The 23,680-nt window shown below is 72.5% G+C and carries 21 protein-coding genes; 13 read left to right on the forward strand and 8 right to left on the reverse strand.

The genetic code is table 11. The annotated features are described in order from the left end of the window. Positions 1-2 precede the first annotated feature (2 nt). Positions 3-806 carry an HAD family hydrolase gene (locus tag ACWH95_RS03595; protein WP_454120186.1) on the forward strand — a complete coding sequence of 268 codons (804 nt, stop codon included), beginning with the start codon at positions 3-5 and terminating at the stop codon, positions 804-806. A gap of 6 nt (positions 807-812) precedes the next feature. On the opposite strand, the gene ACWH95_RS03600 is transcribed toward ACWH95_RS03595, so the two are convergent. From ACWH95_RS03600 to ACWH95_RS03610, 3 genes are read right to left on the reverse strand one after another with little or no spacing between them, the layout of a single operon-like run. Continuing rightward, a complete protein-coding gene (locus tag ACWH95_RS03600; RefSeq protein WP_136028511.1) occupies positions 813-1,451 on the reverse strand; it encodes a dihydrofolate reductase family protein in 639 nt (212 codons plus the stop codon). A 1-nt stretch (position 1,452) separates the two neighbouring features. Beyond that, positions 1,453-1,764, reverse strand: a complete 312-nt coding sequence (locus ACWH95_RS03605; RefSeq protein WP_247982332.1) for a winged helix-turn-helix transcriptional regulator — start codon at positions 1,762-1,764, stop codon at positions 1,453-1,455. Further along, positions 1,761-2,165 (reverse strand): VOC family protein, encoded by a 405-nt coding sequence (locus ACWH95_RS03610; RefSeq protein WP_136028513.1) that lies wholly within the window; start codon positions 2,163-2,165, stop codon positions 1,761-1,763. The genes ACWH95_RS03605 and ACWH95_RS03610 overlap by 4 nt, the downstream gene beginning before the upstream one ends. A 103-nt stretch (positions 2,166-2,268) precedes the next feature. On the opposite strand from ACWH95_RS03610, the gene ACWH95_RS03615 reads away from it, so the two are divergent. The 5 genes from ACWH95_RS03615 (at position 2,269) to ACWH95_RS03635 (ending at position 7,498) form a co-directional block, all read left to right on the forward strand. After that, positions 2,269-3,522: a sensor histidine kinase gene (locus ACWH95_RS03615; protein ID WP_206252442.1), complete on the forward strand. Its 1,254-nt coding sequence runs from the start codon at positions 2,269-2,271 to the stop codon at positions 3,520-3,522. Then, positions 3,519-4,211, forward strand: coding sequence for a response regulator (locus tag ACWH95_RS03620; RefSeq protein ID WP_447653318.1), 693 nt, complete (start codon positions 3,519-3,521; stop codon positions 4,209-4,211). The genes ACWH95_RS03615 and ACWH95_RS03620 overlap by 4 nt, the downstream gene beginning before the upstream one ends. Positions 4,212-4,249: 38 nt before the next feature. Continuing rightward, a complete protein-coding gene (locus ACWH95_RS03625; protein WP_447653319.1) occupies positions 4,250-5,422 on the forward strand; it encodes a benzoate/H(+) symporter BenE family transporter in 1,173 nt (390 codons plus the stop codon). A gap of 91 nt (positions 5,423-5,513) precedes the next feature. Continuing rightward, positions 5,514-6,398, forward strand: coding sequence for an ABC transporter ATP-binding protein (locus ACWH95_RS03630; protein WP_454120652.1), 885 nt, complete (start codon positions 5,514-5,516; stop codon positions 6,396-6,398). Then, positions 6,395-7,498 carry an ABC transporter permease gene (locus ACWH95_RS03635; RefSeq protein WP_136044416.1) on the forward strand — a complete coding sequence of 368 codons (1,104 nt, stop codon included), beginning with the start codon at positions 6,395-6,397 and terminating at the stop codon, positions 7,496-7,498. Before ACWH95_RS03630 ends, ACWH95_RS03635 begins: the two co-directional genes overlap by 4 nt. 66 nt (positions 7,499-7,564) lie before the next feature. Here ACWH95_RS03635 and ACWH95_RS03640 read toward each other — a convergent pair whose 3' ends face one another. Beyond that, on the reverse strand, positions 7,565-11,026 hold the full coding sequence (locus ACWH95_RS03640) for a proline dehydrogenase family protein (RefSeq protein WP_454120187.1): 3,462 nt from the start codon (positions 11,024-11,026) through the stop codon (positions 7,565-7,567). Positions 11,027-11,164: 138 nt separating this feature from the next. Here ACWH95_RS03640 and ACWH95_RS03645 point away from each other — a divergent pair, with 138 nt between their 5' ends. From ACWH95_RS03645 to ACWH95_RS03660, 4 genes are all read left to right on the forward strand, one after another. Next, the gene (locus ACWH95_RS03645; protein WP_136035157.1) at positions 11,165-12,073 is read left to right on the forward strand and encodes a LysR family transcriptional regulator; all 909 of its coding nucleotides are present in this window, start codon (positions 11,165-11,167) and stop codon (positions 12,071-12,073) included. A gap of 60 nt (positions 12,074-12,133) precedes the next feature. Then, the gene (locus ACWH95_RS03650) at positions 12,134-13,621 is read left to right on the forward strand and encodes a glycosyltransferase (protein WP_454120188.1); all 1,488 of its coding nucleotides are present in this window, start codon (positions 12,134-12,136) and stop codon (positions 13,619-13,621) included. A gap of 106 nt (positions 13,622-13,727) precedes the next feature. After that, positions 13,728-14,315, forward strand: a complete 588-nt coding sequence (locus tag ACWH95_RS03655; protein ID WP_136035155.1) for a nitroreductase family protein — start codon at positions 13,728-13,730, stop codon at positions 14,313-14,315. Between the two features lie 124 nt (positions 14,316-14,439). After that, positions 14,440-15,951, forward strand: a complete 1,512-nt coding sequence (locus tag ACWH95_RS03660; RefSeq protein ID WP_454120189.1) for an APC family permease — start codon at positions 14,440-14,442, stop codon at positions 15,949-15,951. A 57-nt stretch (positions 15,952-16,008) separates the two neighbouring features. On the opposite strand, the gene ACWH95_RS03665 is transcribed toward ACWH95_RS03660, so the two are convergent. Further along, a complete protein-coding gene (locus tag ACWH95_RS03665) occupies positions 16,009-18,225 on the reverse strand; it encodes an ATP-dependent Clp protease ATP-binding subunit (RefSeq protein ID WP_136035153.1) in 2,217 nt (738 codons plus the stop codon). A gap of 121 nt (positions 18,226-18,346) precedes the next feature. Beyond that, entirely contained in the window at positions 18,347-19,546 is a 1,200-nt protein-coding gene (coaBC, locus tag ACWH95_RS03670) for a bifunctional phosphopantothenoylcysteine decarboxylase/phosphopantothenate--cysteine ligase CoaBC (RefSeq protein ID WP_454120190.1), read from the reverse strand. 135 nt (positions 19,547-19,681) lie between these two features. On the opposite strand from coaBC, the gene ACWH95_RS03675 reads away from it, so the two are divergent. Then, positions 19,682-20,380 (forward strand): NRDE family protein, encoded by a 699-nt coding sequence (locus ACWH95_RS03675; RefSeq protein WP_378802925.1) that lies wholly within the window; start codon positions 19,682-19,684, stop codon positions 20,378-20,380. Between the two features lie 134 nt (positions 20,381-20,514). On the opposite strand, the gene ACWH95_RS03680 is transcribed toward ACWH95_RS03675, so the two are convergent. Next, a complete protein-coding gene (locus tag ACWH95_RS03680; protein WP_136035150.1) occupies positions 20,515-21,486 on the reverse strand; it encodes a GlxA family transcriptional regulator in 972 nt (323 codons plus the stop codon). 85 nt (positions 21,487-21,571) lie between these two features. Between ACWH95_RS03680 and ACWH95_RS03685 the strand changes: the two genes are divergently transcribed. Continuing rightward, complete coding sequence (locus ACWH95_RS03685) at positions 21,572-21,733, forward strand: hypothetical protein (RefSeq protein ID WP_378802926.1); 162 nt, start codon at positions 21,572-21,574, stop codon at positions 21,731-21,733. A gap of 51 nt (positions 21,734-21,784) precedes the next feature. Beyond that, entirely contained in the window at positions 21,785-22,426 is a 642-nt protein-coding gene (locus tag ACWH95_RS03690) for a hypothetical protein (protein WP_454120191.1), read from the forward strand. Between the two features lie 19 nt (positions 22,427-22,445). Here ACWH95_RS03690 and ACWH95_RS03695 read toward each other — a convergent pair whose 3' ends face one another. Then, the gene (locus ACWH95_RS03695; protein WP_454120192.1) at positions 22,446-23,678 is read right to left on the reverse strand and encodes a glycosyltransferase; all 1,233 of its coding nucleotides are present in this window, start codon (positions 23,676-23,678) and stop codon (positions 22,446-22,448) included. Between the last annotated feature and the right edge of the window lie 2 nt (positions 23,679-23,680).

The raw sequence follows: 23,680 nt of genomic DNA on the forward strand, positions 1-23,680 counted from the left end.
ACGTGCGACTGATCGCGACCGATCTCGACGGCACGCTGCTCGACTCCTCCTCCTCCGTGACACCGCGCACCCGCGCGGCGCTCGACGCGGCGCGGGAGCGGGGCATCCCCGTGGTGCCCGTCACCGCGCGCCAGCCGATCGGACTGCGCGCGATCGCCGCCGACGCCGGATTCGACGGGTGGGCGCTGTGCAGCAACGGCGCCTACGCGGTGCACCTCGGCGACGGACGGATGTTGTTCGCCGAGGAGCTGCCGTCCGACACGATCCGCACGCTCGCCGATGCCCTCCGCGCGAGCATCCCCGGGCTGCTGTTCGCGAGCGTGCGCGAGGGCGGCGAGACCTTCGTCGCGCAGGACGGCTACGCGGCGATCGCGAGCCTGTCCGACCACAAGCGCGATCCGGCGACGATGGGCGGGGTGCCGCTGGAGCAGGTGCTCGCGGCGCCGAGCCTGAAGCTCGTGATCCGCCACCCGGAGCTCGCACCCGCCGCACTGTTCGACACGCTGCGCTCGCTCGGGCTCACCGGCTTCGAAGCCACCCTGTCCGGCGCGCCGTTCGTGGAGGTGATGGCCGAGGGCGTGACGAAGGCGACCGGGCTCGCCCGGCTGTGCGCGCACCTGGACATCGACCGCGCCGAGGTCGTCGCGTTCGGCGACGCGCTGAACGACGTCGAGATGCTCCGCTGGGCGGGCCGCGGGGTGGCGATGGCGCACGCGGAGCCCGTGGTGCGGGACGCCGCCGACGAGGTCACCGCGACCAACGACGAGGACGGCGTCGCGCGCGTGATCGAGCGACTGCTGGGCTGACCCGCCTCAGGCGCCGAACGTGCCGACCTCCGGGGTGCGATCGGTGCGGCCGTAGCGGAGGAGCATCACGCCCGCGTCGTCGACGACCGGCGGTTCGAGCAGTCGCAGCACCGACGGGAGCGCTGCGTCGTCGAACACCTTCTTCCCCGTGCCGAGCAGCAGCGGGTACACCCACAGGTTGAGCTGATCGAACAGCCCCTCGGCGAGCAGGGTGTGCACGAAGTCGATGCTGCCGATCACGTGCACCTCGCGGTGGGTCGCGCGCAGGCGGGCGATCTCGGCGGCCAGGTCGTCGCCCACGCGCGAGCTGCCCTGCCAGTCGAGCGCGAGATCGGGGTTCCGCGACGCCACGTACTTCGGCACCGCGTCGAAGAGCCGGCCGATGTGGCCCTCCTCGCCGTCGGTGTGCTGCGGCCAGTACGAGGCGAAGATGTCGTAGGTGCGGCGGCCGAGCAGCAGCGCGTCGAGGCCCCGCATGCCCGCGTCGACCTCGGCGCCCATGCCGGGTGAGGGGTAGCCGGCCTGCCATCCGCTGAACCGGAATCCGCCCGAGGTGTCCTCCCCCACGCCGCCGGGGCCCTGGGCCACGCCGTCGAGGGTGCTGAACAGGTCGATCAGGATGCGACCGGGTGCGTCGTCGCTCATGTCACTTCTCCGTTCTCGTCGAGGGATCTTCATCCTCCTCCGCGGCACCCCACGCCCGCAGCGCCTCGATCGCCTCCCGCAGTGCGAGCCCGCGGTCGGTGAGCGCGTACGCCCGGGTGTTGTGCCGGAGCGGCAGTCGCGCGAGCACCCCGGCGGCCTCCAGCTCGCGCAGGCGCGTGGCGAGGATGTTCGTGGGGACTCCGAGGTCGCGCTGCAGATCGCCGTAGCGTTGGGGTCCGTCGAGCAGCCGCTCCACGATCAGCAGCGCCCAGCGCGCCCCGACCACGCCGAGCGCGGCACCGAGGTCGCTCACGCGTCGGCGTCGGCGTCCGGCTTCATCCAGAACGGCGAGTAGTGGTAGCCGTCGGGGTCGTCGAACTGACGCTGGTACATGAAGGGGTAGTCGTCGGTGTCGCCGATGCGCCCGCCCGCCGCTCTCGCGCGCTCGACCAGCTCGTCGACCGCCTCGCGGCTGCCGAGGTCGAACGAGACGGTGACCTTGGACGGGGTGTCGGGGCCGCCGACGAGCTCGTCGACGCCGCCGACGCTGGCGTACATCTCGCGGCTGCCGAGCATGACGTACTGCCCGGGCGCGATGGCGAAGCACGACACGTTGTGGTCGGACATCTCCTCGTTGAGGGTCCAGCCGATGGCCGTGTAGAAGGCGGTCGCGCGTTCGACGCTCTCGACCGGGCAGGTGAGGAAGAGGCTCATGCGGTGATACTTGCAAAAAACAAGTGCGCGGTCAAGACCCCTCCTCGCCGCCTCCGCCGTCCGGGGGATGCGGCCCCGCCGAACGCCGCCCTACGGTGGAGGGATGCCCTTCACCCGCACGCCGACCGAGCGCGACCGCCGCGGCGACCTGCTGCTCGCCGGGGTGCTGTTCGTCGGCGCGATCCTGAGCGCCGCGCTCTCTTCCATCGCCCAGGTGTACGGCGACGAGCAGGCCCCGCTGTGGACCGCCCTCCTCTACGCCGTCGTGGTGTCCGGTCCGCTCGCGTTCCGTCGACGCTGGCCCGGCACCGTGGCCGTGGTCGTATCCGTCGCCTACTTCGCGGCCGTCACGATCCGGGTACCGGAGATCTACGTCGGCAACATCGCGATGTTCATCGGCCTCTACACCGTCGGCGCGTGGATGAACGACCGGCGCCGCGCCCTCATCGTGCGCGTGGCGATCATCGTCGGGATGTTCGTGTGGCTGCTCCTCACGATGTACCGCGACGCGATCAGCGAGGCGGACAAGGCCGAGGTGGTGGCCGGGGCGATGTCGCCCTACGTCGCCTTCATGCTGATCCAGATCCTGCTCAATGGGCTCTACTTCGGCGGGGCCTACTACTTCGGCGAACGGTCCTGGGCCGCCGCCGAGCAGCGGTCGGTGCTGGAGCAGCGCACGACCGAGCTGGAGCGCGAGCGCGAGGTGACGGCGGCGCAGGCCGTCGCCCTCGACCGGGTGCGCATCGCCCGCGAGCTGCACGACGTGGTCGCCCACCACGTCTCGGTCATGGGCGTGCAGGCCGGCGCGGCGCGCCTGGTGCTGGCCCAGGACCCCGCGCGGGCCGCCGAGATCCTGTCGGGCGTCGAGGGCTCGGCGCGCGACGCGATCCACGAGCTGCGGCAGCTGCTGGAGACGCTGCGCACGCCCGGCGGCGAGACCGCGGACGGCGCCTCGACGCTCGGGCTCGACGACATCGCCGAACTCGCGGAGGCCTCGACGGCCGCGGGACTCCCCACCGCGTACACAGTCGTCGGCACTCCGACCGCGGTGCCCTCGGTGGTCGCCGTGAACCTCTACCGCATCGCCCAGGAGTCGCTCACGAACGCCCGCCGTCACGCAGGACCGGGAGCCACGGCCGATGTGCGGGTGCGCTACGACGACGACGGCGTCGAGGTGGAGGTCGTGAACACCGGCCGCGCGATCGCCCAGTTGCGACCGGGCCTCGGGCAGCTCGGGATGCGGGAGCGCGCGACGGCCTCCGGGGGCACGCTGGAGGTGGCGCCGCGGCCGTCCGGCGGGCTGCGCGTGCGGGCCCGGGTGCCCCTCGCCCCGGTCGCGGCGGGAGCGAGCCGATGAGCGCCGACGCCATCCGCGTGCTGCTCGTAGACGACCATGCGCTGCTGCGCACCGGGTTCCGCACGATCCTGGAGACGCAGCCCGACATCACGGTGGTGGGCGAGGCCTCGACCGGAGCGGAGGCCGTGGCCCAGGCGTCCGCCCTGCTCCCCGACGTCATCACGATGGACGTGCAGATGCCCGACATGGACGGCATCGAGGCCACCGAGCGGATCGTCGCGGATCCGGCGGTCCGCGCGGCCATCGCGATCATCACGACGTTCGACCGCGACGACTACCTGTACCGCGCGCTGGATGCCGGGGCCAGCGGCTTCCTGCTGAAGAACGCCGGGGCGGAGGACCTGATCGCCGCGGTCCGCGCCCTCGCCGCGGGTGACGGCATGCTGGCGCCCGAGGTGACGCGGCGCGTGCTCGCCCGGTTCTCCGCGGTGCCCGCGCCGGCCCCCCCTTCGCCCGCGCCGGTGCCGAGCTCCGCACGCACGACCCCCGCGCTCGCCGAGCCGCTCACCGAGCGGGAGGCCGAGGTGCTCGCGCTGCTCGCGGATGCCCGCAGCAACGGCGAGATCGCGCGGGCGCTGTACATCGGCGAGGCGACCGTGAAGACGCACGTGTCGCGCATCCTGCAGAAGCTCGGCGCGCGCGACCGGGTGCAGGCCGTGGTGCTCGCGCACCGGCTCGGGCTCGCCTGACGCGGCCGGGGACCGGGCTCCGCGATAGCCTCCGAGCCATGCCGGAAACCGCTCCCCTGTCGCGCCCGATCCTGGCCGGGGTGGTCACGGCACTGGTCGGTTTCACGAGTTCGTTCGCCGTGGTGCTCGCGGGACTCGACGCGATGGGCGCGACCGCGGCGCAGGCGGCCAGCGGGCTGCTGGCGGTGACGGTGACCATGGGCATCGCGTGCGTGATGCTGGCGTGGCGCTACCGGATGCCGATCACGGTCGCGTGGTCGACCCCCGGCGCCGCGCTGCTGGCCTCCACCGGGGCGATCGAGGGCGGATGGCCGGCGGCCGTCGGGGCGTTCCTGGTCACCGCGGCCCTGATCCTGCTCACGGCGCTGTGGCCCGCGCTCGGCGCCCTGATCGCCCGCATCCCTCCGTCGATCGCGCAGGCCATGCTCGCCGGGGTGCTGCTGCCGCTGTGCCTCGCACCGATCACGGGCGTCGTCGCGAACCCGTGGGGCGTGGTCCCGGTCGTGCTCACGTGGCTGGTGTTCGCGCGCCTCGCGCCGCGCTGGGCGGTGCCGTTCGCGTTCCTCGCCGCGGCCGCGGTGGTCGCGGTGACCCTGGTGGCGGAGGGCGACGCGGTCGACCCCGCGGTGCTGCTGCCCCGGGTGGAGCTGACCGCTCCGGTGTTCACGGTCGGGGCGCTCGTGGGCGTCGCGCTGCCGCTGTTCATCGTGACCATGGCCTCGCAGAACGTGCCGGGCATCGCGATCATGCGCAGCTTCGGGTACGAGGTGCCGTGGCGTCCCGCGATGCTCGTGACCGGGCTCGGCACGGCGCTCGGCGCCACCGCGGGCGGACACGCGATCAACCTCGCCGCGATCAGCGCGGCCCTCGCGGCCTCCCCCGATGCCGATCCCGATGCGCGGCGCCGCTGGGTCGCCGGGGTGTCGACCGGGGTGTCGTACCTGGTGCTCGGCGGGTTCTCGGCGGCCTTCGCGACGCTCGTGGTGCTGGCCCCCCAGGCCGTGATCCCCGCCGTGGCCGGGCTGGCGCTGTTCGCCGCGTTCGGCTCGGCCGTGCAGCAGGCGATCGACGACCCCGGCGAGCGCCTGCCCGCCGTCGTCACGTTCCTCGTCGCCGCGTCGGGCATCGCGGTGCTGGGTGTGAGCGCCGCGTTCTGGGCACTGGTCGCCGGCCTCCTGGTGCGCACCGTGCTGCACGCCTTCCACCGCTGATCCCCTCCGCCCCACGGCTGAGGAGGGAAGGTCCGCCGCACGGGGGATGCCCTGGAACACGGGGCTCCGTAGCGTGAGGGGCATGACAGGACTGCTCGAACTCTCCGGCATCACCAAGAGCTACGGCTCTCGGCGCGTGCTCGACGACGTCTCCTTCACGGTCGCCCCCGGGAGCCTGACGGGCTTCGTCGGCGGCAACGGCGCCGGCAAGACCACCACCATGCGGATCGTCCTCGGACTGCTGTCGTCGGACGGCGGCCGCGTCGACCTCGATGGCGCCCCGCTCACCACCACGGACCGCCGCCGCTTCGGCTACATGCCCGAGGAGCGCGGCCTGTACCCGAAGATGAAGGTGCTGGAGCAGATCGTGTATCTCGCGCGGCTGCACGGCTTCGCCAAGCAGGATGCCACCGCGCGCGCGACCGCGCTGCTCACGGAGCTCGGGCTCGGGGAGCGGCTGAACGACACGATCGAGTCGCTGTCGCTCGGCAACCAGCAGCGCGCGCAGATCGCCGCCTCCCTCGTGCACGACCCCGAGGTGCTGATCCTCGACGAGCCGTTCTCCGGGCTCGACCCGCTCGCGGTCGACGTGGTCGCCGGCGTGCTGCAGTCGAGCGCCGCGAAGGGCGCCTCGATCCTGTTCTCCTCCCATCAGCTCGACGTGGTGGAACGCCTGTGCGACGACCTCGTGATCCTCGCCGGTGGCACGATCCGCGCCGCGGGCTCGCGTGACTCCCTGCGCGCCGAGCACGCCCGCGACCGCTACGAGCTGGTGTCGGCGGGTGACGCGGGCTGGCTGCGCACCGAGCCGGGCGTCACCGTGATCGATTTCGAGGGCGGCTACGCCCTGTTCGACGCCGACGGTCCGGAGACGGCGCAGCGCGTGCTGCAGTCGGCGGTCGCCCGGGGCGACGTCGCGAGCTTCGCCCCCAAGCACCCGTCCCTCGCCCAGATCTTCAAGGAGGTCATCCAGTGAGCGCCCCCACCCCCTCCCCCACGCGCACGCCCAGCGGCATCTGGCTCGTCGCGGAGCGTGAGATCGGCTCGAAGCTGCGCAGCAAGGCATTCCTGATCTCCACCGGGATCCTGCTCGTGCTCGCCCTCGCGGGTGTCCTGTTCGGCGGTTTCGCGAGCAAGAACACCGACACCATGCCGGTCGCGGCGACGGCCGACACCGCCTCGGTCGTCTCGGCGATCCCGAACGTCGAGGTCACCACGGTCGCCGACGAGGCCGAGGCGGAGGAACTGGTCCGCGCGGAGAAGGTCGACGCGGCCGTGCTCCCGGCGAGCGGCACCGAGGGTCACACGGGTTACTCGATCGTCGCCCTGCAGGATGCTCCCGGCTCGCTGGTGTCGGCCCTGTCTCTGTCGCCCGAGGTGGTGATCCTGGAACCGGTCACCACCAACCCGCTGCTGCGGTACTTCATCGCGATCGCGTTCGGCCTGGTGTTCATGATGGCCGCGGCGACGTTCGGCGGCACGATCGCGCAGAGCGTCGTCGAGGAGAAGCAGACCCGCGTGGTGGAGGTGCTGCTGTCGGCCATCCCCGCGCGCACCCTGCTGGCCGGCAAGGTGGTCGGCAACACGGTGCTGGCGATGGGGCAGATCCTCGCGCTGGCGGCCGTGGCGACGATCGGCCTGATCGTCACGGGTCAACGCGAGGTGCTGACCACGCTCGGTGCCCCGATCCTCTGGTTCGCGGTGTTCTTCCTGTTCGGGTTCATCCTGCTCGCGGCGATGTTCGCGGCGGCGGCCTCGATGGTGTCGCGCCAGGAGGACATCGGCTCCACGACCACCCCGATCACGATGCTGATCATGGCGCCGTACATCCTGGTGATCGTGTTCAACGACAACCCGCTGGTGCTGACGATCATGTCGTACGTGCCGTTCTCCGCCCCGGTCGGCATGCCCATGCGGCTGTTCGTCGGCGAGGCGCAGTGGTGGGAGCCGCTGCTGAGCCTCGTGATCCTGCTCGCGAGCTGCGTGGCCGCGATCGTGATCGGCGCGAAGATCTACGAGAACTCGCTGCTGCGGATGGGCTCGCGCGTCAAGCTCTCCGAGGCCCTGCGCGGCTGATCCCGCACGAGGAAGCCCCCTGCACCGCGGAGGTGCAGGGGGCTTCGGCGTGTGTGCGGCGGCGGGTCAGATGACGCCGTCGGACAGCGAGGTCGGGTTGCCGAAGCGGTGGTTGGTGATCGACACGGCCTGCTCGTGCAGGAACGGCAGGATCTCCACGCGACCCGCACCCGTCACCGCGTGCGACCACACGGCCACATCGGGCGAGCCCTCGAGCGCCTGGTACAGCGCCGTGGCGTCGCCGCCCACGAGCCGCACGCGCTGCCACGACCGGGCGCCCTTCGCGTAGCGCTTGGTCCAGGCCGCGTCGGACTCCGTCTTCACGGCGACACCGGCACCGGAGAGGGCCTTCGCCACGCGCGACGGCAGCGCCGCGGCCGACACGGTGAACGGGCTGCCGCTGCGCAGGGCGGCCGCGAGCACACGCACACCGTCGACGAGCGTCGCGCCCTCCGCGAGGCGCACGTCGACGGCGACCGGGCGGTAGCGGAACACGTTGCGCTCGACCCCGAGGCCGGACTTGTCGCTGACCGCCCCGAACTCGTCCACCCAGGCGCGCTCGTCGGAGGCGGCCGCGCGGTGCAGCCACTCGATCGCGGCCGGGTCGAGCTCGGGCGCGGCGGCCTCGAGCAGCCCCGACACCGCGGGGGTCACGGCGGCACCGGGCGCGGCGGCGGGCAGTTCGGCCGCCCGCCACTCGCCGAGGCCGAACAGGTAGTTCGGGCCGCCCGCCTTGGCGCCGGCGCCCACGGCCGAGCGCTTCCACCCGCCGAACGGCTGCCGCTGCACGATCGCGCCGGTGATGCCGCGGTTCACGTACAGGTTGCCCGCCTCGACCCGGTCGAGCCAGGTGGCGACCTCGGCGGAGTCGAGCGAGTGCAGGCCGGCGGTGAGGCCGTAGTCCACGGCGTTCTGCAGGCGGATGGCCTCGTCGAGGTCCTTCGCGTGCATGATGCCGAGCACGGGGCCGAAGAACTCCGTGAGGTGGAAGTACGAGCCCTCGCGCACACCGGTCTTCACGCCGGGGGTCCACTGCTTCCCCTCGTCGTCGAGCTTGCGGGGCTCGACCAGCCAGCGCTCGCCCTTGTCGAGCGTGGTGAGCGCCGTGAGCAGCTTGCCGTTCGCGGGTTCGATGATCGGGCCCATCTGCGTGGCGGGGTCGTCGGGGAGCCCCACGCGCATCGAGGTCACGGCGTCGACGAGCTGCCGCTCGAACCGCTTCGAGTCCGCGACCGAGCCCACGAGGATCGCGAGGGAGGCGGCGGAGCACTTCTGTCCCGCGTGGCCGAAGGCGCTGCGGGCGACGTCGGCGGCGGCCAGGTCGAGGTCGGCGGAGGGCGTGACGATGATCGCGTTCTTGCCGCTGGTCTCGGCGAGCAGCGGCAGGTCGGCCCGGAACGAGCGGAACAGCTGCGCGGTCTCGTAGGCGCCGGTGAGGATGACCCGGTCGACCTGCGGGCTGGCGACCAGGCGGGTGCCGAGGTCGCGCGAGGCCAGGTCGACGAGGGCGAGGAGGTCGCGCGGCACACCAGCGGCCCACAGCGCCTCCACCATCACGGCACCGCAGCGCTGCGTGAGCTTGGCGGGCTTGATGATCACACCGGAGCCCGACGCGAGGCCGGCCAGCACGCCGCCCGCGGGGATCGCGACGGGGAAATTCCAGGGCGGCGTGACCACGGTGACCTTCGACGGCACGAACTCCGCGCCCGTCACGGCCTCCAGGTCCTTCGCGCGCTCGGCGTAGTAGTGGGCGAAGTCGATGGCCTCGCTCACCTCGGGATCGGCCTCCGCGATGGTCTTGCCCGCCTCGTTGGCCATGATCTCGATGAGCTGTCCCCGGCGCGCGGCGAGCTCGTCGCCCGCGCGGTGCAGCACGGCGGCACGCTCGGCGGCCGGCAGCGCCGCCCACCGCTCGGCGGCGGCGGTCGCGGCGGTGAAGACCGCATCGAGCTCGGCCTCGGTCTCGATGCGGGCGGCGGCGATCGCGTCACGCCCCAGCGTCGTGGAGACGGAGCGGCGCAGGATGTCGCGACCCCAGGCGCGGTTCGCGGCGAGCGCGGGGTCGCTGTCCGGCTGGTTCGCGAAGCCCTCGGTCACGCCGGCGGGGCGCTCGTCCGCCCGGTTCTGCGTGCGGTGCGGTGCCGGAACCCGCTGCGACTCCGGCAGCCCGGCGTCGGCGGCGAGGGCGGCGAGGGAGCGCTCGAACCGCTCGCGCTCGCGCGTGAGCAGGGTCGGGTTCGACGCGAGTTCGAACACGGCCGACATGAAGTTCTCCGGACTCGCGTTCTCCTCCAGGCGGCGCACGAGGTAGGCGATCGCGACGTCGAACTCGGCGGGGTTCACGACCGGCGTGTAGAGCAGCAGGCGGCCGACGTCCTTGCGCACGGCCTCGGCCTGACCGGTCGCCATGCCCAGCAGCATCTCGTACTCGACCGCGTCGGTCACGCAGCGTGCCTTCGCGAGGAGCCAGGTGTAGGCGATGTCGAACAGGTTGTGTCCGGCGACGCCGATGCGCACCGCGTCGAGGCGCTCGGGGGTCATGGCCCAGTCGAGCACCCGCTTGTAGTTCGTGTCGGAGTCCTGCTTGGTGCCGTAGGTCGCGAGGGGCCACCCGTGCACGGTCGCGTCGACCTCTTCCATCGCGAGGTTGGCGCCCTTGACGACGCGGACCTTGATGGGCGCCCCGCCCTTCGCCCGGCGGGCGGTGGCCCACTCCTGCAGGCGCTGCATGGCGCCGAGCGCATCGGGCAGGTAGGCCTGCAGCACGATGCCGGCCTCGAGGTCCTCCAGCCCGGGCTGGTCGAGGATGCTCGTGAAGGCCGCGATCGTCAGGTCGAGGTCGCGGTACTCCTCCATGTCGAGGTTGATGAACTTGGCCTTGCCCGCAGCCTCCGCCTTCGCGGCGAGCCGGTAGAGCGGCGTGAGCTTCTCGACCACGTCGGCGACGGCCTCGTCGAACGACCACATCGACAGCTGGCTGACGACGCTCGACACCTTGATCGACACGTAGTCGACGTCGGGGCGGGCGAGGAAGTCGTACGTGCCCTGCAGGCGGCGGCCGGCCTCGCGCTCGCCCAGCACGGCCTCGCCGAGCAGGTTGAGGTTCAGGCGGTTGCCGGTCTTGCGCAGCTTCGCGATCGCGGGCCCGAGCTTCGACGGGGTGGCGTCGAGCACGAGGTGGCCCACCATCGCCCGCAGCACGCGACGCGAGATGGGGACGACGACGCCGGGGAGCTTGGGCGCCCAGAAGCCGCCGGCCTTGATCGCGGCACGCAGGTAGCCGGGCAGCAGCGTGGGGGTGATGTCGCTGAGCTCGGCGAGCTTGCGGCCGGCGACGCGGAGGTCTTCCGGACGCATGACGCCGTCGACGAAGCCGACCGTGAAGTCGAGACCGTTCGGGTCTTTGAGCACCTCGGAGAGGCGCTGAGCGGCGGGCTCGACGGGGTGGGTCTCGCTCTCGGCGAGCCAGCGCTGCACGAGTGCGGCGACCTCTTCCGTGCGGGGCGTGGTGTCGTCGATGACGGTCATGGGCGGGGTTACCTTCCTCGGCAGCGCACACCCGGGTGACGTGTGCGGCTGGATCATTGTCCAGCCGCTCGGTAGGCTCCGTCTATCAACCGATTCGAGTGGATTCTGTTCACTCAGACTTAACGGACGCGAGGCCCCGTGCTCGACATCACCCGCCTGCGCATGCTCGTGGAGTTGTCGCGTCGTGGCACGCTCTCCGCGGTCGCCGACGCACTGTCCTACAGCAAGGCCTCGGTGTCGCAGCAGCTCGCGGCCCTCGAGCGCGACGTGGGCGTCCCCCTGCTGCGCCGGGTGGGGCGCGGCGTGCAGCTCACCCCGCAGGGCACCGTGCTGGTGACCGAGGCGATCGGCATCCTCGACCAGCTCGAGCACGCCAGGGTCGCGGTCGCGGAATCGCTCACCGAGGTGACGGGGACCGTGCGCCTGGCCGTGTTCCAGTCCACCGCCCACTCGCTCCTGCCCCGCGCCCTCGCCGCGCTCGCGGAACGTCACCCCGCCCTCCGGGTCGAGGTGACCGAGCGCGACCCGGAGTCCGCCCTCGACGCGGTCTCCGGCCGGGAGGACGACCTCATCCTCGCCGAGCAGTATCCCGGGCACAGCCGCCCGATCCACGCCGATCTCGACCGGGTGGCGCTCGCGCACGACGCGATCGCGCTCGCCCGGCGCCCCGGTTCCCCCGCGCACGGCGACCCCGCGACGACGCTCCGGTCGACCAGCACGGCCCCCTGGGTGCTGGAGCCGGCGGGCACCGCCTCGCGCGCCTGGGCCGAGCAGCTGTGCCGCACCGCGGGGTTCGAACCGGACGTGCGCTTCGAGCTCGCCGACCTCACGGCGCACATCCGCCTGATCCACGCCGGGCTGGCCGTCGGGCTGCTCCCCGAGCTGGTGTGGGCGGGCGACACCCCGACCGTCGACCTCTCCCCGCTGCCGCGCTCCCCGCGCCGCGAGATCTTCTCCTCCGCGCGACGGGTGTCGGCCGCCGCCCCGTCGATCCGCGCCGTGCGGGCCGCCCTCGCCGACGCCGCCTCGCACAACCTCCTCGACTGATCCGCCCGGTCATCCGCGAGGAGGACGCGCCCCGGAGAGCCCCGGGCTATCCTCGGCAAGATGTCGCTCTTCCCTCCCCGCCTCCCGGCCGCCCGGCACTTCGCCCTCACCTGGGGCATCACGGAGCAGTACGGGGGGATGACGAGCGCGATGCTGCGCCGGTCCCGCTCGTTCCGCCGGATCGGGGGCGTCGACGTCGACCTGCTGACCCTCGACGACGGCCCCGACTACCCCGAGCTCTCGGAGCGGCTGCGGGCGAAGGGCGAGCTGATCGACGGGCTGCGCATCCGCAACCTGTGGGACGAGCTGCGCGCCACCCCGCCCGCACCCCGGGGCGTCATCCCGACGCTGCCGCCGCTGCTGACCCCGGAAGACGACGACACCGTGCGCGAGCACGACGGCGTGGTGCTCAGCCGCGCACGCCGAGACGGGGACGGCCACCTGTCGGTCGACCGGTTCCGCCGCGACGGCTCCCTCCTGGCGACCGAGCGCGAGGGGGCGGAGCGGCGCGTGGTCGTCTACGGCGTCGACGGGACCCCGCTGCGCTCCTGGCGCACCACCTGGGGGCTGTACCGCTGGTGGTTCGACCGCCTGACGGCGGGGCGCGCGAGCTTTCTGCTGGTCGACTCGAAGACCGCCGCGCGACCGGTCGCGGGATACCGCCGTGACCACGTGACGACCCTGCACGTCGTGCACGCCTCGCACCGGGTGGCCGGACGCCCGCGGACGCTCCGCGCCTCCCGGGAGGGCGTCCTGCGACGCGCGGGAGATTTCGACGAGATCGTGGTGCTGACCGAGCGGCAGCGCAGCGACCTCGTGGAAGACCTGGCGGCCCTGGGCGTGCAGGCCCGCGTGCGCACGATCCCGAACGAGGTGACGCTGCCGCCCGCGGTCTCCGCACCCCGCCCGGCCACCCGCGGCGTGGTGGTCGCGTCGCTGGACAAGCGCAAGCGCCTGGGCCACGCGATCGAGGCGCTCGCGAAGGCCCACACCGCGGACGCCCGGATCGAGGCCGACGTCATCGGCGAGGGCCCGGACGAGCCGAAGCTGGCCGCGCGCATCCGCGATCTCGGCGCCGAGGAGTGGATCCGGTTGCGCGGCTTCGACCCGCACGCACGGGAGGAGTTCGCGACCGCCGGGTTCAGCCTGCTCACCTCGACGTCGGAGGGGCTGCCCCTCGTGCTCGTGGAGAGCATGGCGGCCGGGTGCATCCCGCTCGCCTACGACATCCGCTACGGCCCGGCCGACATGATCCGCGACGGGGTGAACGGCTTCCTGCTCCCCGAGGGCGACGTGGACGGGCTCGCCCGGCGGATCGCGGAGCTCGCCGCGATGCCATCCGGGCGGGTCGAGGGCATGCGGAGGAAGGCGCGGGCCAGGGCGGCCGAGTTCTCCGACCGGGCGATCACCCGACGGTGGGCGCGCGAACTCCGGGCCGCGTACGACGCGAAGCTGCTGACGGCCGCACGAGAGCAGCCGATGGGCGTGCGGGCGCGGCGACTCGCGGGCGTGGTGCGGCGCCGGGCCCGGTGGGCGCTCGGCCGCTGAGCATCCGCCGCTGACGCGCGGGAATATGCATGCGCATGTATGAGTTGGGTGGGGAGTAGCCCGGACGACGGCGTCCGATCCATCCCACCGTCCGAAAGGCACTTCCGTGAGCACTCCCGTCATCGACCGCACCGCCCCGACCGAGCACCCCGTCCTCGACGTCCTCGCCGGCCGCTGGAGCCCCCGCGCCTACGACGCGCAGAACGCGATCGACGAGGACAAGCTCGCCACCGCCCTGGAGGCCGCCCGCTGGAGCCCCTCCGCCAACAACACCCAGCCCTGGCGCTTCCTGGTCGCCCGGCGCGGCACCGCACTCCACGCGCAGATCGTCGACGCGCTGATGGGCTTCAACCAGGCGTGGGCCGGCAACGCCGCGGCGCTGATCGTCGCGATCGCCGAGACCGAGACCGCCGACGGCACGCCGCTCACCCACGCCCTGTACGACCTCGGCCAGGCCGTCGCCCACCTCTCCGTGCAGGCGCACCATGACGGCCTCGTCGTGCACCAGATGAGCGGCTTCGACCCGGAGGTCGTGCGCGAGTTCGCCGACCTGGAGCCGCGCTTCACCCCCACCACCGTCATCGCGCTCGGCGAGCTGGGCGACATCGCCGCGCTGCCCGAGCCGCTGCAGGAGCGCGAGGTCGCCCCGCGCGTGCGTCGCCCGATCGCGGAGACCGTGCTCCTCAGCGCCTGAGTCGCGCGCACGCCGGCGCTCCGCCGCGGCGAGGCCCGGTCCCCGCACGGGGCCGGGCCTCGCCGTATCGGGGCGGCCTTTTGTGAGGGGTGCGGCACGACCCCCCGCACCTACAATCGTCGGCATGGCATTCCAGCGCAGGGTCAAGTCCGTCGAGCAGTCGATCGCCGAGACCCACGACGAGCAGAGATCGCTGAAGCGATCCCTCGGCGTGTGGGATCTCGCCGTCATGGGTGTCGCGGTCGCGGTCGGCGCCGGCATCTTCTCCGTCGGCGCCGAGGCCTCCGCGCGCCACGCGGGCCCGGCCGTCATCATCTCGTTCATCATCGCGGCGGCCGTCTGCGGTCTCGCGATCCTCTGCTACGCGGAGTTCGCCTCCTCCATCCCGGTGGCCGGGTCCGCATACACGTTCACGTACTCGACGCTGGGCGAGTTCCTGGCCTGGATCATCGGCTGGGATCTCATCCTCGAGATGCTGATGGCCTCCGCGGTGATCGCCAAGTACTGGGGCGTCTACCTGGGCGACGCCGTGTCGCTGTTCGACCTGCAGATCCCGATGACGCTGCAGCTCGGCCCGCTCAGCTTCGACTGGGGTCCCGTCGCGATCGTGGCGATCTTCACCGTGCTGCTCGCGCTCGGCACGCGGCTGTCCAGCCGCGTCAACAGCGTGTTCACCGTCATCAAGGTCGCGATCGTGCTGTTCGTCATCGTCGTGGGGCTGTTCTTCATCAACGGCGCCAACTACACCCCGTTCGTGCCGCCGGCGCAGGAGGGCGTCGCCTCGGAGAGCGCCTGGACGCAGTCGCTGTTCTCCTTCATGACCGGCGCCGACCCGTCGATCTACGGCGTGTTCGGGATCCTCAGCGGCGCGGCCCTGGTGTTCTTCGCGTTCATCGGGTTCGACGTCGTCGCCACCAGCGCCGAGGAGACGAAGGACCCCAAGCGCACCGTGCCGCGTGGCATCATCCTCGGGCTCGTGATCGTGACCGTGCTCTACGTGCTGGTCGCAATCGTCATCACCGGGATGGTGTCGTACACCGAGCTGGCCAAGCTCGACGAGCCGTCGCTGTCCAGTGCGTTCGAGCTGGTCGGGGCGACGTGGGCGGCGCAGGTGATCGCGATCGGCAGCCTCGTGGGGCTCACCACGGTGGTCATGGTGCTGCTCATGGGTCTGGCGCGCGTGGTCTTCGCGATGAGCCGTGACGGCCTGCTGCCCCGCTCGCTCAGCGTGACCGACGCCAAGCGCGGCACCCCCATCCGCATCCAGCTGATCGTCGGGGTGGTGATCGCGATCATCGCCGGATTCACCGACGTGCAGGTGCTGGGCGACATGATCAACATCGGCACCCTCTCGGCGTTCGTGCTCGTGAGCATCGGGGTGCCGATCCTGCGCAAGAGCCGCCCCGACCTGGAGCGGCCGTTCACGGTGCCGCTGTCGCCCTGGCTCCCGTGGATCTCCGCGATCGCCTGCTTCTGGCTGATGCTGAACCTCAGCACCGAGACCTGGGTGCGGTTCGCGATCTGGCTCGCGCTGGGCCTGGTGATCTACTTCGCCTACTCCCGCCGGCACTCGCTGATCGGCCGGGAGCTGGAGCGCGACGCCCTCGGCGGCCTCCGCAGCAGGCCGTCGGACTGACGGCGAAGAGCCCCGCCCCGGGTTTCCGGGACGGGGCTCTCGTGTGGTGACGGAGTCTCAGTCGTCGAGCAGCTCGGCCTCGATCACGTCGTCGTCGTCCTCCGCGGGCTCGGGCTCGGGGGTCGTCGACGTGAGCACGAGTCCCGAGCCGTCGGCCGCCACGTCCACGCGGACGGTGTCGCCGTCGCGCACGCCACCGGAGAGCAGCGCCGTGGCCAGCTTGTTCTGCACCTCGGTCTGGATGAGCCGGCGCAGCGGCCGCGCACCGAACATCGGGTCGTAGCCGCGTTCGGCGAGCCACGCCCGCGCGTCCGGGGTGACGGCGAGCGTGAGCCGGCGGTCCTTGAGCCGGTCGTGCAGCTGATCGACCGACAGCTCCACGATCTGCGCGAGGTCGTCCTCGCTCAGCGCGCTGAACATCACGATGTCGTCGAGCCGGTTGAGGAACTCCGGGCGGAACGCCTGCCGCACCAGCGCCATCACCTGCTCGCGCTTCTCGTCGGGCGAGAGCACGGGGTCGATGAGGATCGGCGAGCCGAGGTTCGAGGTGAGGATCAGGATCACGTTCGAGAAGTCGACCGTGCGACCCTGACCGTCGGTGAGGCGGCCGTCGTCGAGCACCTGCAGCAGCACGTCGAACACCTCGGGGTGCGCTTTCTCCACCTCGTCGAGCAGCACCACGCTGTACGGGCGCCGCCGCACGGCCTCGGTGAGCTGGCCGCCCTGCTCGTAGCCGACGTACCCGGGAGGGGCGCCGACGAGCCGGGAGACCGAGTGCTTCTCGCCATACTCCGACATGTCGATGCGCACCATGGCGTGCTCGTCGTCGAAGAGGAACGCGGCGAGCGCCTTGGCCAGCTCGGTCTTTCCGACACCGGTCGGCCCGAGGAACAGGAACGATCCGGTCGGACGGCCGGGGTCGCTGATGCCCGCACGGGAGCGGCGCACCGCGTCGGACACGGCCTTCACGGCGTCCTTCTGGCCGATCAGCCGCTTGCCGAGCTCGTTCTCCAGGTGCAGCAGCTTCTCGCTCTCGCCCTGGAGCAGACGCCCGACGGGGATGCCCGTCCAGGCGGCAATCACCGCGGCGATGTCCTCCTCGGTGACCTGCTCGTTCACCATGCGCGGCTCGGTCGAGGTGGTCGCCTCCGCCTGCTCCGCTTCGGCGATCTCGCGCTCCAGCCGCTTGATGGTCTCGTACTCGAGCTTGGACGCCTTCGTGTAGTCGGCGTTGCGCATCGCGAGGTCGCGCTGGGTGACGGCGTCGTCGAGCTGCTTCTTCAGCTCGCCGACCCGGTTGAGCCCCTGACGCTCGCGCGCCCAGCGGGCCTCGAGGCCGGCGAGCTCCTTCTCCAGCTCGACCAGGTGCTCGCGCAGCGCCCCGAGGCGCTCCTTCGAGGCGGCATCCTTCTCGCGCTTGAGGGCCAGCTCCTCCAGCTTGAGCCGGTCGACCTGACGCTTGAGCTGGTCGATCTCGACCGGGGAGGAGTCGATCTCCATCTTGAGCCGCGACATCGACTCGTCGATCAGGTCGATGGCCTTGTCCGGGAGCTGCCGAGCGGGCAGGTACCGGTTGGACAGGGCGGCGGCCGCCACGAGGGCGCTGTCCGAGATCGTCACCCCGTGGTGCGCCTCGTAGCGACCCTTGAGGCCGCGGAGGATCGCGATCGTGTCCTCGACCGAAGGCTCTCCCACGTACACCTGCTGGAACCGGCGCTCCAGGGCCGCGTCCTTCTCGATGAACTCGCGGTACTCGTTGAGCGTGGTCGCGCCGATGAGCCGCAGCTCGCCGCGGGCCAGCATCGGCTTGAGCATGTTGGAGGCCGCGACGGAGCCCTCCCCGCCGCCCGCGCCCATGAGCACGTGCAGCTCGTCGATGAAGGTGATGACGCGCCCGTCCGATTCGGTGATCTCCTTGAGCACCTGCTTCAGCCGCTCCTCGAACTGCCCGCGGTACATGGCACCGGCCACGAGGGCGGAGATGTCGAGGGTGACGAGCTCCTTGTCCTTCAGCGACTCGGCCACGTCGCCCGCGACGATGCGCTGCGCGAGCCCTTCGACGACGGCCGTCTTGCCGACGCCGGGCTCGCCGATCAGCACCGGGTTGTTCTTGGTGCGACGCGTGAGGACCTGGCTGACGCGTCGGATCTCGCTGTCCCGTCCGATGACGGGGTCGAGCTTGCCCTCGCGGGCGCGGTCGGTCAGGTTGATGCCGAACTGCTCGAGGGCGGACTGCTGTTCCTGGTTCGGGGATCCGGTCTGCGGGGTGGTCATGCGCTCCTCCTGGAGGTACTCCTTCTGGTCGGCCCCGCCGCCGAAGTCCGGGGACGGGATAAAAAGTTGAGCCGTGTTGACTCAAGTTTACCATTCCGGGGGTCGTGCCTCCAGCCCGTCGTCACCTCTCCCGGACGATGGCATCCCAGACCGCGGCGGCGACCTCGCGCTTCGACCCCGACGCGGTGCCGGCCGCGGTACCGCCAGGACCGAGGATGTGCACGGTGTTCTCCGCGCGCTCGAAGCCGCGGTCCCAGCCGACCTCGTTCACCACCAGCAGGTCGACCCCCTTGCGCTGCTGCTTCGCGCGGGCGCGGTCGAGCATCTCGGCCTCGTCCTCCGGCGTCTCCGCGGCGAACGCGATCACGAGCTGCCCCGCGCGCCGAGCGGCCGCGAGCCCGGCGACGATGTCCTCGTTCTCCACGAGCTCGATCGGCGGCACGCCCCCGGTGTCCTTCGTGAGCTTGCGCGCCGACACCTCGACCGGGCGATAGTCGGCCACCGCCGCCGCCATGACCACGACCTGGGCGTCCGCGGCCGCCTCGGCCATCGCGGCGGACAGCTCCGCGGCCGTGCCGACCGTGACCACCCGGATGCCCGGATGCCGCGCGGCCTCGCGCACGTCGCCCGACACGTTCGCCGCCACCAGGGTCACCTCGGCGCCGCGGGCGGCGGCTTCAGCGGCCAGGGCGACCCCCTGCCGCCCGCTGGAACGGTTGCCGAGGAAGCGCACCGGATCGATCGGCTCGCGCGTGCCACCCGCCGACACCACCACCCGGACGCCGGCGAGGTCGCCGGGCGTGAGGAGGGTCTGCGCCGCCGCGAACACCTCCTCCGGCTCCGCCATCCGCCCCGGACCGCTGTCGCCACCCGCCAGCTCGCCGTCGGCCGGACCGACCACGTGCACGCCGCGCTTACGGAGCGTGCCCATGTTCGCCTGCGTGGCGGGGTGCCGCCACATCTCCGCGTGCATCGCCGGGGCCACCAGCACCGGCGCCTCGGTCGCGAGCAGCGTGGTGCCCAGGAGGTCGTCGGCCAGCCCGGCGGCCATCTTCGCGAGCGTGTTGGCGGTCGCGGGCGCCACCACCACGAGCTCCGCGGCCTGTCCGAGCGCGACGTGGCGCACCTTCGCCACATCGTCGTGCACGCTCGTGGTGACCGGGTGCCTGCTGATCGCCTCCCACGTCGGCAGCCCCACGAAACGCAGGGCGTCCACCGTGGGCACCACTGTCACGTCGTGACCCGCCTTCGTCAGCAGGCGCACCAGGTGCACCGTCTTGTAGGCGGCGATGCCGCCCGTGACCCCCACCACGATGTTCACGTCTCGATTCTGCCCCAGCCCGCCCCCGCCCGGGCCTGCAGGATCGCAGAGGGGCCGGGGACGCCGGCCCCGCGCACGTCGTCGACGCCGCGCCGGGAGGGCCCCGGCGCGCGCGGGCGACCTAGACTCGGGAGGGTGTGCACGGTCGTGATCGATGTCGAGACTGCCGGTTCGGCACGGCTCCTGGCCGTGCGAGACGAGGATCCCCACCGCGAGTGGGACGCGCTCGGCCCGTGGTGGCCGGAGCAGTATCCGGGGGTGATCGGCATCCGCGACCGCCGGGCGGGCGGGGCCTGGCTCGCGGTGAACCCGCAGGAGCGCCGCCTCGCGGTGCTGCTCAACCGTGCCGACGTGAACGACCTCCCCGGCCCCGCGGCATCGCGCGGATCGCTGCCGCTCGAATCGGTGTCGGGCCGTTCGCCGCAGGGCCTCCCCCGCATGCACGGGTTCAACCTGCTCGAGGTCGGGCCCGACGGCGCGCGGGTGGTGTCGTGGGACGGCGCGACGCTGCGCGAGACCCCGGTGACGCCCGGAACCCACATGATCGCGCACGACGACCTGGACGACGAGCAGACGCCGCGCATCACCGCGTGGCTGCCGGAGTTCCGCGCCCTCGGGCCCGCCGCGGCGAGCGCCGACTGGGTCGCGGAGTGGACGGCGCTGCTCGGGGCCTCCGCGGAGCTGTCACCCGAGGACGACCGCGCGATCATCCGCGACAACCGTCCGCACGGGTATCCGACGCAGTCACTGCTGTACGCCGTGGCCGCGGTCACCCCCGCGGGGGTCGAGGTGCGCGACGTCACCCTCCCGTCCCCCGCGCACTGGACCGCCTGACCCGCGGCACCCGGGCGTGCCGGAACGAGGTGGGCAGTGACCTGGCCTTCCGGATCGAAACCGCGCCTTCTCGCGCCTCCCCCGGCCCGTTATCCACCCCGCACCGCCCGGCACCGACCCGGCGCGCCCGCGACTCAGGCCGCGGGCACCGCGTCGTCCGCGCAGGAGAACCGCGCCCGATAGGCCGTGGGCGTCACGCCGAGCACCCTGGCGAAGTTCTGCCGCAGCACGGCCGCCGAGCCGAAGCCGCACTCGCCGGCGATGTGCTCGAGCGGCAGGTCGGTGCGCTCCAGCAGACGCTGCGCGTGGATGATGCGCTGCCGGGCGAGCCACGCGGCGGGTGTCGCGCCGTACTCGGCCTTGAAGCGCCGCGCGAACGTGCGGGGCGACATGAGCGCCCGGCCGGCGAGGTGGTCGACGCTGAGCTCCTCGCGCAGGTTCTCCACGGCCCAGTCGGCGACCGCGGCGAGGGAGTCCGACGGCGCCACCGGGATGGGGCGGTCGATGAACTGCGCCTGACCGCCGTCGCGCTGCGGCGGCACGACCATGCGGCGGGCGATGCGGTTGGTGATCTCGGCCCCGAGCTCCTGGCGCAGCAGGTGCAGGCACGCGTCGATGCCCGCGGCCGTCCCGGCGCTGGTGATGATGCGGTCGTCCTGCACGAACAGCACGTCGGGGTCGATGTCGATCCGCGGGTACATCTCGGCCATGGTGTGCGCGTACATCCAGTGGGTCGTGGCACGGCGCCCGTCGAGCACCCCGGCCGCCGCGAGGATGAACGATCCGCTGCACACGCTCATGACCCAGGCCCCCCGGTCGACCGCGGCGCGGGCGAGATCGGTCAGACGCTCGTCGATACGACCCCAGGTCGAGCGGGGCACGGGGCAGAACACCACGAGGTCGGCTTCGTCGGCGAAGGTCAGGTCGTGCTCGACGTTGACGGAAAAGCCGATCTTGGAGCGCACGACCCCGGGCTCCGGCGCGACGATGCGGAAGTCGAAGTTCGGCACGCCGTCGTCCGAGCGGTCGAGGCCGAACGCCTCGCACGCGACACCGAACTCGAAGGGGGCGAATCCGTCCTGGATGACGCAGGCGACCGTCTTCATGCACTCTCCCGGTTGGCAGTTTTCTGTCGTAGAGGGTCGTTTCTGCCACTCGTGGCGGTAACCCGCTGCGCGTAGCTTTTCTGCCATGATACTCATCATCGCGCTTCTCGCCATCGCCGGGTGGGCGGTCGTCGCCACGATCATCGAACTGCGCCGCGACGGCTACCGCCCCACCCCGACCGACTGGAGCCGGGTCTCCGGTCGCGACGTGTACCAGCAGGCCGAGCCGGGTCACGGCTACCGCTGACCGTCGCACAACCCCCTCGTCGCGCCACGGCGGCGCGGCTACGCTCGGGGCATGAGCGACCCCCAGCAGCCCGCCGAGTCCGCACCCGTGCCACCGCCCCCCGCCCCTCCCCTCACGGCCGAGCCGCGCTACCCCGCCGCGCCGCCCCCGGGGTACCCGAGCGCCGCGCCCTCCTTCCCCCACCCCGCCGCATCGCCGGCCGCCCCCGCCTCGACGACCGCGGCTCCCGGTGCGACCGGCCCGACCGCGAACCCGTACGCCACCGCCCCGTCCGCGACCCCGGACGGCACCCCCTACCCGCCCGCGTACCCCACGGCCGTCACGCCGGGAGGCCCCGGGTACCCGCAGTTCCCGGTCGGCGCCCCGCCCCGCACCGCCGCCGACCGTGGCAGCTCGCTCGGCCGGGTGGCGTTCATCGTCGCGGTCGTGGTGTTCGCCCTCGACCTGCTCCTGATCCTCGGGCGCCCGTTCCTCTACATGGGCGACCGCGGCTACTCGCTGATCGGATTCGTCGAGGGCGCGTCGTCCGTCGTCGGCTTCCTGGGTTACGCGGTCGCGCTCGTGCTGGGCATCGTCGCCGCGCGCCGCCCCGGCTCCCGGCTGTTCGCGGGGATCGCGATCGGCATCTCCGGCGCCGGACTGCTCGGGATCGTCACCGTCTGGCTGGCCTCGATGTTCTACCGCTTCGTCTGATCGACGCCGAGGGTCCCGCTCACCGGCCGTCCCGCACGCGGTCGTACACCGCGACCATGGCGGCGGTGCGCGACGACTGGCGGAACGCCTCGGCGACCGCCGGAACGGGGGACGGAGCGGCGCCCGCGGCGATGTCGGCGGCGGCACGACGCAACGTCTCCGCGAGGGCGGCGGTCCGCTGCGCCTCGCGCTCGCGCTCCGACGCGGTGGGGTCCGCCTCCGGTACGGCCCACAGCCCGCCCTCGAGCTCGGCCGCGATGTCGGGGTCGCACACCACCGAGGGCGTGCCGAGCGTCGCGGCCTCGAACGGGGTCATGCCCTGCGTCTCGAAGCCGATGGAGGTCTGGACGAGCGCGTCGGCGTCGGCGATGCGCGCGAGCGTCTGCGCGTAGGTGAGGCGCCCCGCGAAGGTCACGCCGTCGCGACCGGCGACGATCCGTTCCGCGGCCGCGCGCTGCGCGCCGCCCCCGATGACCTCCAGGTCGGCGTCGACGCCCGAGGCCACGAACGCCTCCAGGAACGGCAGCAGGCGCTTCTCCGGGCTCATCCGTCCGAGCCACACGAAGCGCGGACGCCCCGGGCGGCGCTCGGCGGGCGCCGCGGCGAGGGTGCTCGCCCGCACGTCGTCGTCGATGCCGTTCCAGATCACGTCGACGTGCGGGAACACGCCGTTCTGCTCCAGACGCCGGGCGAAGTGACCGGAGGGCGCGGTGACCGCCGAGGCCCCGGCCGCGAGCCCGCGCAGGTACGACCAGCCGTCACTGCCCCCCACGCGGATCCCGATGCCCCGCAACGCGCGGCGGCGCCACGCGTTGAGCACCGCGAGCACGGGACGGTGCAGCGGGGTGACCGCCGCGAGGCCCACATCGACGCGGTTGTGCATGGTGTGCACCACGGGGAGCCCGTGCCGCTGGGCGTAGCGGTGTCCGATGAACGCCCCCCAGAAGTCGGCCTGCACGTGCACGAGGTCGACGGGAGGGCGCTGCGTCATGGCGCGGTCGAGGGCGCGGTCGGTGGCGCGGCCCGGCCAGCTCATCGCGTACTCGCGGTCGAGTGTGATCGGGACGGACGGGAGGTCGACGTAGGCACCGGCCGGCACGTCGCCCTCGGGAACGCGGTGCGCGTGCATGCGCGGCGCGACCACCGTCACGGTGTGCCCCGCCCTCTCCAGAAAGGTCCGCTGCAGCCGCATCGACACCTGCGCGCCACCGAGGGAGTCCAGGTGCTGATCGCCGAAGAAGACGATGTGCATGC

Source organism: Microbacterium sp. NPDC055502, from assembly GCF_053643635.1.